Annotated in this window: 10 protein-coding genes, 1 pseudogene and 1 riboswitch; all 11 genes and pseudogenes read left to right on the plus strand. The window is 73.1% G+C overall.

Annotated features, from left to right (window positions below; all coding sequences use genetic code 11):
• Positions 1-684, plus strand: a pseudogene (locus tag ABZ641_RS18200) (ATPase); the annotation flags it as partial.
• 69 nt (positions 685-753) lie between these two features.
• On the plus strand, positions 754-1,200 hold the full coding sequence (locus ABZ641_RS18205; protein WP_359982965.1) for a hypothetical protein: 447 nt from the start codon (positions 754-756) through the stop codon (positions 1,198-1,200).
• A 174-nt stretch (positions 1,201-1,374) separates the two neighbouring features.
• Positions 1,375-1,502, plus strand: a riboswitch (FMN riboswitch).
• Positions 1,503-1,663: 161 nt separating this feature from the next.
• On the plus strand, positions 1,664-2,326 hold the full coding sequence (locus ABZ641_RS18210; RefSeq protein WP_344626555.1) for a riboflavin synthase: 663 nt from the start codon (positions 1,664-1,666) through the stop codon (positions 2,324-2,326).
• A gap of 56 nt (positions 2,327-2,382) precedes the next feature.
• Complete coding sequence (locus tag ABZ641_RS18215) at positions 2,383-2,970, plus strand: nicotinamide mononucleotide transporter family protein (protein ID WP_344626560.1); 588 nt, start codon at positions 2,383-2,385, stop codon at positions 2,968-2,970.
• Positions 2,967-4,226 carry a bifunctional 3,4-dihydroxy-2-butanone-4-phosphate synthase/GTP cyclohydrolase II gene (locus ABZ641_RS18220; RefSeq protein WP_359982968.1) on the plus strand — a complete coding sequence of 420 codons (1,260 nt, stop codon included), beginning with the start codon at positions 2,967-2,969 and terminating at the stop codon, positions 4,224-4,226. The genes ABZ641_RS18215 and ABZ641_RS18220 overlap by 4 nt, the downstream gene beginning before the upstream one ends.
• A 63-nt stretch (positions 4,227-4,289) precedes the next feature.
• A complete protein-coding gene (ribH, locus tag ABZ641_RS18225; protein ID WP_344626553.1) occupies positions 4,290-4,775 on the plus strand; it encodes a 6,7-dimethyl-8-ribityllumazine synthase in 486 nt (161 codons plus the stop codon).
• Positions 4,776-4,858: 83 nt separating this feature from the next.
• Entirely contained in the window at positions 4,859-5,131 is a 273-nt protein-coding gene (locus ABZ641_RS18230; RefSeq protein WP_100887339.1) for a phosphoribosyl-ATP diphosphatase, read from the plus strand.
• A gap of 46 nt (positions 5,132-5,177) precedes the next feature.
• The gene (gene hisG / locus ABZ641_RS18235; RefSeq protein ID WP_344626552.1) at positions 5,178-6,026 is read left to right on the plus strand and encodes an ATP phosphoribosyltransferase; all 849 of its coding nucleotides are present in this window, start codon (positions 5,178-5,180) and stop codon (positions 6,024-6,026) included.
• A 60-nt stretch (positions 6,027-6,086) separates the two neighbouring features.
• A complete protein-coding gene (locus ABZ641_RS18240; RefSeq protein WP_344626551.1) occupies positions 6,087-6,533 on the plus strand; it encodes a PH domain-containing protein in 447 nt (148 codons plus the stop codon).
• A gap of 186 nt (positions 6,534-6,719) precedes the next feature.
• A complete protein-coding gene (locus ABZ641_RS18245; protein WP_344626550.1) occupies positions 6,720-8,069 on the plus strand; it encodes a hemolysin family protein in 1,350 nt (449 codons plus the stop codon).
• Entirely contained in the window at positions 8,066-9,106 is a 1,041-nt protein-coding gene (locus ABZ641_RS18250) for a hemolysin family protein (protein WP_344626549.1), read from the plus strand. Before ABZ641_RS18245 ends, ABZ641_RS18250 begins: the two co-directional genes overlap by 4 nt.
• Positions 9,107-9,152 lie beyond the last annotated feature (46 nt).

Raw genomic sequence — 9,152 nt, forward strand, 5'->3', positions numbered from 1 at the left:
CCGCCGAGCTCGCCGTCGCGCTGCTGCAGGGCAAGGACGTCAAGGCCGTCGCCTCCGCCAGCATCGACAGCGACACCGACAAGGGCATCCCGGCCGACACCCGCCCCGGCCCCGGAGGCGGAGTCGTCCGAGGCCGCCTTCCGCTTCGACGGCGGCCGGTGGCTGCTGCGCTACGGCGGACGCGAGGCCGGGCTGCCCGACAGCAAGGGCCTGCGCGACCTCGCGGTGCTGCTCGCCCGCCCCGGCACCCCGGTGCCGGCCCTCGACCTCGCCACCGCGGTCGGACGGCCGGGCCCGGACCACGCCGGCCTCCACCGTCCGGCCGACACCGGCGAGTTGATCGACTCCACGGCCCGTGCCGCGTACCGCCGACGGCTGCGCGAACTCGCCGAGGAGACCGAGGAGGCGGACGCCGCGGGGGACGCCGAACGCTCCGCACGGCTCGCCGTCGAGCAGGACGCGCTGCTCGGGCAGCTGTCCGCCGCGTACGGGCTCGGCGGCCGGGCACGCCGCACCGGGTCCGCGGCGGAGCGGGCCCGGACGGCCGTCACCGCCCGGATCCGTGCCGCGGTGTCCCGGATCGGCGCGGTGCATCCGGAGCTCGGCCGGCACCTGCAGGCGGCCGTCCGCACCGGCACCTTCTGCGAGTACCGGCCCGAGCAGGCGCCGCGGTGGCGGCTGTGAGCGCGGACCGCACACCGTGCCGTCCGATCTCACGCCCCGGGGGCAGACACAGCCCCCGAGGAGGACACCATGACCACCACCGCGTCCGCCGCCACCGCCCGTGCCGCCGCCCCCGACGAGGAGACCGTCCGCCGGCTCGCCGGCCTGCTGGTGGACTTCCTGCGGACCGGCGTGCCGCCGCAGGGCCTGTTCACCGCCGACGTCCTCTGCGACCTGACCGTGCCGCAGTGGCGCCTGCAGGCCACCGGCTCCGAGGGCGTGGCCGCGCTGCGCCGGGCCGGTCACCCGGCGACCGGCACCGTGCCGCGCAGCCGGGTCGACCGTACGGGGACCGGCTTCACCATCGAGGTCGAGGAGCGCTGGGAGGCCGGCGGCGACCACTGGTACTGCCGCGAACTGATGCGCGCCGACGTCCGGGACGGCGCGATCTCGGAGATCTCGGTCTACTGCACCGGGGACTGGGACTCCGCGCAGCAGCGCCGGCACGCCGAGGAGGTGCCGCTGATCCGCCCCTGAGGCACCGCCGTTGACGCGCCCTCAGGGCCGGCGGAGGGCGCGCCCGGCGCCGCCGCGGCGGCCGGGCGGGCTATTCCCGTGACCGGCCGGTCGCCGAGTGAAACAGACCACAGACCCACCCCCTGCTGCTGCGGCGCCGATCATGGCAGAATGACGGCAGTAGTAGTGACGTTCAGCGCACTCCGGGGTCGGTGAAAATCCGAACCGGCGGTTACAGTCCGCGACCCGTCCGCAGCCAGCGGCCGGTTGACCAGGTGAAATTCCTGGACCGACGGTTAAAGTCCGGATGGGAGGCGTGCGCGGCGGACGAGCAGGTCCACGACCCGGCGACGGGTCGTGGAGATCGGGCAGGAGAGCTCTCTTCGGCGACGGTGCCGGAGGCGGGTTCCCTTACGGTCGTGCCGTCCGCGTCATCTCCCGTGCCGCCCCGGAGTCCGCGCCCCTAAGCGCGAGGAGAACCCGGGTGTTCACCGGCATCATCGAAGAGCTCGGCGAGGTCGTCTCCATCGAGGAGATCGGCGACTCCTCGCGTATCCGCCTGCGCGGCCCGGTGGTCCGTTCCGGCGCGAAGCACGGCGACTCCATCGCGGTCAACGGCGTCTGCCTGACCGTCGTCGACAGCCCCGAGGAACTGGCCGCCGAGACCGGTGAGTTCAGCGCCGACGTGATGGCCGAGACGCTGCACCGCTCCAGCCTCGGCGCCCTGCGGCCCGGCTCGCGGGTCAACCTGGAACGGGCCATGGCGCTCGGCGCCCGGCTCGGCGGACACCTCGTCCAGGGCCACGTCGACGCCACCGGCGAGCTGCTCTCCCGCGCCCCCGGCGACCTCGACGCCGACGGCAACCCCCGCTGGGAGGTGCTGCGCTTCTCGCTGCCGCAGTCCATCACCCGGTACCTGGTCGAGAAGGGCTCGATCACCGTCGACGGCGTCAGCCTGACCGTCGTCGACGCCGCCCTCGACTCCTTCAGCGTCTCGCTGATCCCCGCCACCCTCGAACTGACCACCCTCGGCACCAAGGCCGTCGGCGACCCGGTCAACCTCGAGGTGGACGTCCTCGCCAAGTACGTCGAGCGGCTGCTCGACACCCGCACCCTGCCCGACCACCTCGCGAAGGACGCCTCGTGAGCGCGCTGACCTCGGTCGCCTTCACCGCCTTCGGCGAGCAGGTGAAGTGGGCCGACATGATCGGCAACCTGCTCGGCCTGGCCGCGCTCGCCCTCGGCTGGCGCCGCTCGGTGCTCAGCTGGCCCGTCCAGCTGCTGGCCGGCGCCGTCCTCGTCGCCGCCTTCCTCGGCGGGCAGGCCCCCGGCATGGTCGGCAAGCAGCTGGTCGTCATCGTGACCGCGGCCTGGGGCTGGGCGCAGTGGCAGCGCGGCCGGCGCGACGGCGGCACGCTCGCCGTCCGGTTCGCCTCCTGGCGCGAGCGCGCCCTGCTGGTGGCCGGCGCCGCACTCGGCACCGCCGCCGTGGCGGGCCTGTTCATGGCCTTCCCGAAGCTGTCCTGGGCCCCCTGGCTGGACGCCTACATCTTCGTCGGCACCCTGACGGCGATGGTCGCCCAGGCCCGCGGCCGGGTGGAGTTCTGGTTCGCCTGGATCGCCGTCGACCTGATCGGCGTCCCGTACTCCTACACCCACGGCTACGTCTTCTCCGCCCTCACCTTCGCCATCTACTTCGTGCTGGTGCTGCTCGGCCTGCGGACCTGGTGGCTGAGCACCCGTACGGCCCGTCCCTCGACCGCCAACGTCCCGCAGGGAGTCACGGCATGACCATCCAGCACCCCGACGAGCTCGCCCTCGACCCGGTCGAGCGCGCCATCGCCGACATCGCCCTCGGCCGCGCCGTGATCGTGGTCGACGACGAGGACCGCGAGAACGAGGGCGACATCGTCTTCGCCGCCTCCGCCGCGACCCCCGAACTCCTCGCCTTCACCATCCGCTACAGCTCCGGCGTCATCTGCGCCCCGATGACCGGCGAGGAGCTCGACCGGCTCAAGCTGCCCCCGATGACAGCCGTCAACGAGGACCGCAAGGGCACCGCCTACAGCATCTCCGTCGACGCCCGGGACGGCGTGGACACCGGCATCTCCGCCGCCGACCGCGCCCGCACCATCCGGCTGCTGTCATCGACCGGCACCGAGGCCGCCGACCTCACCCGCCCCGGCCACGTCTTCCCGCTGCGCGCCGTCGACGGCGGCGTGCTGGTGCGGCCCGGCCACACCGAGGCCGCCGTCGACCTCGCCCGGCTTGCCGGCCTCACCCCGGCCGGCGCCATCGCCGAGGTCGTCAACGACGACGGCACCATGGCCCGGCTGCCCGAACTCGTCGCCTTCGCCCGCGAGCACGGCCTCGCGATCATCTCCATCGAGGACCTGATCGCCTACCGCCGCCGCACCGAACTGCACGTCGACCGGGCCGCCGTCACCGCCCTGCCCACCGAGTACGGCGACTTCACCGCCGTCGGCTACAAGGGCACCATCGACGGCGTCGAGCACCTCGCGCTGGTCGCCGGCGGCCTCGACGCCGACGGCCGCCTCCCCGAGGGCGAGGACGTCCTCGTCCGGCTGCACTCCGAGTGCCTCACTGGCGACGTCCTCGGCTCGCTGCGCTGCGACTGCGGCCCCCAGCTGCAGGCCTCGCTGCGCCAGGTCGCCGAGGCCGGCCGCGGCGTCGTCCTCTACCTGCGCGGGCACGAGGGCCGCGGCATCGGCCTCAGCCACAAGCTGCGCGCCTACGAGCTGCAGGAGCAGGGCCGCGACACCGTCGACGCCAACCTGGACCTCGGCCTGCCCGCCGACGCCCGGGACTACTCGATCGGCGCGCAGATGCTCGCCGACCTCGGCGTCCGCTCGCTCACCCTGCTGACCAACAACCCGCACAAGCAGAACGCGCTCACCGAGCACGGCCTGAAGGTGAAGGGCCGGCTGCCCGTCGAGGTCCGGGTCGGCGAGCACAACGAGCGCTACCTGCGCACCAAGCGGGACCGGATGGGCCACGACCTGCCGTGGCTCGACGCCGACTCCTGAGCCACCCCGCACCACCACAGCCTTCGCACACCAGCACAGCCTTCGAGACAGAGGAAGTACGACGTGAGCGGCCACGGAGCCCCCGAGCTGACCATCAAGAACTGCGCCGACCTGCGGGTCGCGGTGATCGCCGCGCAGTGGCACGACCAGGTGATGAACGGCCTGCTGGACGGCGCCCACCGCGCCCTCAAGGAGCTCGGCATCGAGGAGCCGACCGTGCTGCGGGTGCCCGGCACCTTCGAGCTGCCGGTCGCCGCCAAGCACCTCGCCGGCCGCGGCTACGACGCCGTGGTCGCCCTCGGCGTGGTCATCCGCGGCGGCACCCCGCACTTCGACTACGTCTGCGAGGCCGCCACCATGGGCCTGACCCAGGTCGCGGTGGACACCGGCGTGCCGGTCGGCTTCGGCGTGCTGACCTGTGACGACGAGCAGCAGGCGCTGGACCGCGCCGGCCTGCCCGACTCGGCCGAGGACAAGGGCCACGAGGCGGTCACCGCGGCCGTCGCCACCGCCGTGGCGCTGCGCGGCGTCAGCGAGCCCTGGCGGTAGAACGGGGGATTGTCCCACCGGACTGTCCACGGTCCGGAACCGTTTACCGTCGGTCAGCCCGCACCCCGTATGGTGAGGTCATCATGGCTTCGAAGACATTCGAGGAGCTCTTCGCCGAGCTCCAGCAGAAGGCCGCCTCCGGCGACCCCTCGTCCTCCCGCACCGCGCAGCTCGTCCAGCAGGGCGTCCATGCGATCGGCAAGAAGGTCGTCGAGGAGGCCGCCGAGGTCTGGATGGCCGCCGAGTTCCAGTCGGACGAGCAGACGGCCGAGGAGATCTCCCAGCTCCTCTACCACCTTCAGGTGATGATGATCGCCCGCGGGCTGACGCTCGACGACGTGTACGCCCACCTCTGACCGCACCGTGTCAGCCATCCCTCCCACAGTGAAGGACTCATCTCCCATGCTCCGCATCGCCGTTCCCAACAAGGGTTCTCTCTCGGGTCCCGCGGCGGAGATGCTGCATGAGGCCGGCTACCGCCAGCGCAAGGACCCGAAGGAACTCGTGCTGGTCGACCCGGAGAACCAGGTCGAGTTCTTCTTCCTGCGGCCGCGGGACATCGCCGTGTACGTCGGCTCCGGCCGGCTCGACGTCGGCATCACCGGCCGCGACCTGCTGCTGGACTCCGGCGCGGACGCCGAGGAGGTGCTGGCCCTCGGCTTCGGCGGCTCCACCTTCCGCTTCGCCCGCCCGGTCGGCGTGCAGGTCGAGGACGTGCAGGGCCTGGAGGGCATGCGGATCGCCACCTCCTACACCGGCCTGGTGGAGCAGCACCTCGCCGAGCGCGGGGTGAAGGCCACCGTCACCAAGCTGGACGGCGCGGTCGAGACGGCCGTCCAGCTCGGGGTCGCCGACGTCATCGCGGACGTCGTCGAGACGGGCACCAGCCTGCGCAACGCCGGCCTGGAGGTGTTCGGCGACCCGATCCTGGTCTCCGACTCCGTGGTGATCCGCCCCAAGGGCGCCGGCGACGACGCGGGCGTCGAGCAGTTCCTGCGCCGCCTCCAGGGCGTCCTGGTGGCCCGCCGGTACGTGCTGATGGACTACGACATCCGCGCCGAGAAGGTGGGCGAGGCCGTCGCGCTGACCCCGGGCCTGGAGTCGCCGACCGTCTCGCCGCTGCACACCGAGGGCTGGGTGGCCGTCCGGTCCATGGTGCTCCGCAAGGAGGCCCAGCGGATCATGGACGACCTGTGGGCGATCGGCGCCCGCGCCATCCTGGTCACCAACATCCACGCCTGCCGCCTCTGACCGATCCTCCGGGGCGGGGGCCGGCCGGCCCCCGCCCCGCGCCTTCCTGGAGCCACCCCGTTGTCCACCCCCGCCGCCGTCCTGCCGGTGACCTGGTCGCCGCGCCGCAACCGCTTCGTGCTGCTGCCGCTCTGCGCCGTGCTGGTGATCGTGTTCACCGTGCTCGCCGTGATCCTCCCGGCGAACTGGCACACCAACGACCGCGCCATGATGGTGATCAGCGGACTCCTCTTCGCCGCCGTCGGCCTGATGCTCGCCCGGCCGCGGGTGAGCGCCGACGAGGACGGCGTCACGGTGGTCAACTTCGTCCGCAGCCGCCGCCTCGCCTGGGCCGAGATCGTCCGGGTCAACCTGCGGGCCGGCGACCCCTGGGTGATCCTCGACCTCGCCGACGGCACCTCGCTCGCCGCGGTCGGCATCCAGCCCGCCGCCGGCCGGGAGCAGGCGATCACCGCCGCCCGGACGCTGCGCGACCTCGTCGACGAGCGCGGGACGGCGCGTCGCTGACGGCCCGCGGAGGCAGGATCCCTACACTCGTTCGGTATCGTCTAGGCTGGTGACGGCTGGTAAAGCCGGGGCAAAAGTGCCCGCCGCCCCCGAACGACCTGAGGAGTGACTCTCCCCATCCATGGACGATCCGTCCGGTAGTACCTGCGCCGCCCTGCGTCCGACCCCCGGCAGGCAGGCGGCACGATGACCACCGCCTGGCTGCTGTTGCTCGCGGCCTTCCTGCTCATCCTCGCGAACGGCCTCTTCGTGGCCGCCGAGTTCGCCTTCGTGACCGTGGAGCGCGGCACCGTCGAACGCGCCGCCAAGTCCGGCGACCTCCGGGCCCGCAGCCTCTCCAAGGCCCTGCGCCACCTGTCGTTCCAGCTCTCCGGCGCCCAGCTCGGCATCACCATCACCTCCCTGGTGGTCGGCATGCTCGCCGAGCCCGCCCTCTCCGTGATCCTCTCGCCGGTGTTCACCGCGATCGGCCTGTCCGAGGGCGCCGCCCGCGGCGCCGCCGTCGTGATCGGCATGACCGGCGCCACCGTGCTGCAGATGGTCATCGGCGAGCTCGTCCCGAAGAACTGGGCGATCTCCCGGCCGCTGCAGGTCGCGTACGCCGTCGTCGGCCCGCAGCGCGCCTTCTCGGCCGCCTGCCGCCCGCTGATCAGCTTCCTGAACGGCTCCGCGGACAAGATGGTCCGCGCGCTCGGCATCGAACCGCAGGAGGAGCTGGGCCACGCCCGCACCCCCGCCGAACTCGTCGCCCTGGCCCGGCACTCCGCCCGCGCGGGCGCCATAGACCAGCAGTCCGCGACGCTGTTCGTGCGCACCTTCGGCCTCGGCCGGCTCACCGCCGAGTCCGTGATGACCCCGCGGATCGACGTGGTCGCCCTGCACCACGACGCCACCGCCGCCGACGTCGTCAACCTCGTCCGCGCCACCGGCCTGTCCCGCTTCCCGGTGTACGTGCACAACCTGGACGAGATCACCGGCACCGTCACGCTCAAGGACGCGCTCGCCGTCCCCGAGGACCGCCGCGGCCACACCCGCGTCGCCCACCTCGCCTCCCCGCCGCTGCTCGTCCCCGAGACCCTGCCCGCCGAGCAACTGCTCGACCGGCTGCGCCGCCAGCAGCCGATGGCCGTCGTGGTCGACGAGTACGGCGGCACCGCCGGCGTCGTCACCGTCGAGGACATCGTCGAGGAGATCGTCGGCGAGGTGCAGGACGAGCACGACCCCGCCGACGAGCCCGACCTGCGGCCGATGCCGCCGGAGAACGGCCTGCCCGTCTGGGAGGCCGACGGCCTCACCCGGACCGGCCAGCTGGAGATCATCGGCCTGCAGGCCCCGGAGGGCCCCTACGAGACCCTCGGCGGCCTGCTCGCCGACCTGCTCGGCAAACTGCCCGCCGTCGGCGACACCGCCGAACTGCCCGGCTGGCGCTTCACCGTGCTCGCCGTCGACCGGCACCGCACCGGCCGCGTCCGGATCCAGCGGACCGACCCCGACCTCGCGGGCGAGGACGGCAAGGACGGGGGGAAGGACCGATGACCGCGCTCCAACTGGCCGCAGCGATCCTGCTGCTGCTCGGCAACGCGTTCTTCGTCGGCGCCGAGTTCGCCGTCATCTCGGTGCGCCGCAGCCAGATCGAGCCGCTCGCCGAGTCCGGCAACCGGCGCGCCCGCACCGTGCTGCACGCACTGTCGAACGTCTCCGCGATGCTCGCCGCCGCCCAGCTCGGCATCACCGTCTGCTCGCTGGGCCTCGGTGCCCTCGCCGAGCCGACCATCGCCCACCTGCTGCACGGCCCCTTCCACGCGGTCGGCGTGCCCGAGTCGCTGATGCACCTGCTCAGCTACGCGGTCTCGCTCGCCGTCGTGGTGTTCCTGCACATGGTGGTCGGCGAGATGGTGCCCAAGAACATCGCCCTCGCCGGCCCGGAGAAGGCCGCGCTCTGGCTCGGCCCGCCGCTCGACCGCCTCGCCCGGATCCTCCGCCCGTTCATCGCCTTCCTGAACGCCTTCGCCAACGCCATCCTGCGGCTGTTCAAGGTCGACGCCAAGGACGAGGTCGAGTCGGTCTTCAACAGCGAGCAGCTGCTGCACCTGCTGGCCGACTCCGCCGACGCCGGACTGCTCGACGAACAGCGCCAGGAGCGGCTGGAGGACGCCCTGGAGCTCGGCGAGCGGCCGGTCACCGAGGTGCTGCTGAAGCCCGACCAGCTGGTGACCGTCCCGGTCGGGGTGAGCGCCCGGGAGGTCGAACGGCTCGCCGTCCGCACCGGCTTCTCCCGCTTCCCGGTGGCCGACGCCGTCGGCACCGTGCTCGGCTACCTGCACGTCAAGGACGTCCTCGACCTGGACGACCCGGACGCGGCGATGCCCGAGCGGCTGCGCCGCCCGATCCCCGAGCTGCGCGCCGGACTGCCGCTGGACGACGCCCTCGGCGCCATGCGCCGGGCCGCCGCCCACCTGGCCGCCGTCGTCGACGCCGACGGCCGTCAGCTCGGCCTGGTCGCCCTGGAGGACGTCCTGGAGGAGCTGGTCGGCGAGGTCCACGACCCGGACCACCGCAGCGCCGCCCTGTAGCGGCCGCAGCCCGGTCCGCCGGCCCCGTGCGGTGAGCACGGGGCCG

The sequence above is a fragment of the Kitasatospora sp. NPDC007106 genome (assembly GCF_040634455.1).
GTDB lineage: Bacteria > Actinomycetota > Actinomycetes > Streptomycetales > Streptomycetaceae > Kitasatospora > Kitasatospora arboriphila.

What these genes read in the sequence shown, in the direction of transcription:
- ABZ641_RS18205 (WP_359982965.1), top strand. Translation starts at nt 754, where the DNA reads ATGACCACCACCGCGTCCGCCGCCACCGCCCGTGCCGCCGCCCCCGAC.
- ABZ641_RS18215 (WP_344626560.1), top strand. Translation starts at nt 2,383, where the DNA reads ATGATCGGCAACCTGCTCGGCCTGGCCGCGCTCGCCCTCGGCTGGCGC.
- ABZ641_RS18220 (WP_359982968.1), top strand. Translation starts at nt 2,967, where the DNA reads ATGACCATCCAGCACCCCGACGAGCTCGCCCTCGACCCGGTCGAGCGC.
- ABZ641_RS18230 (WP_100887339.1), top strand. Translation starts at nt 4,859, where the DNA reads ATGGCTTCGAAGACATTCGAGGAGCTCTTCGCCGAGCTCCAGCAGAAG.
- hisG (WP_344626552.1), top strand. Translation starts at nt 5,178, where the DNA reads ATGCTCCGCATCGCCGTTCCCAACAAGGGTTCTCTCTCGGGTCCCGCG.
- ABZ641_RS18245 (WP_344626550.1), top strand. Translation starts at nt 6,720, where the DNA reads ATGACCACCGCCTGGCTGCTGTTGCTCGCGGCCTTCCTGCTCATCCTC.
- ABZ641_RS18250 (WP_344626549.1), top strand. Translation starts at nt 8,066, where the DNA reads ATGACCGCGCTCCAACTGGCCGCAGCGATCCTGCTGCTGCTCGGCAAC.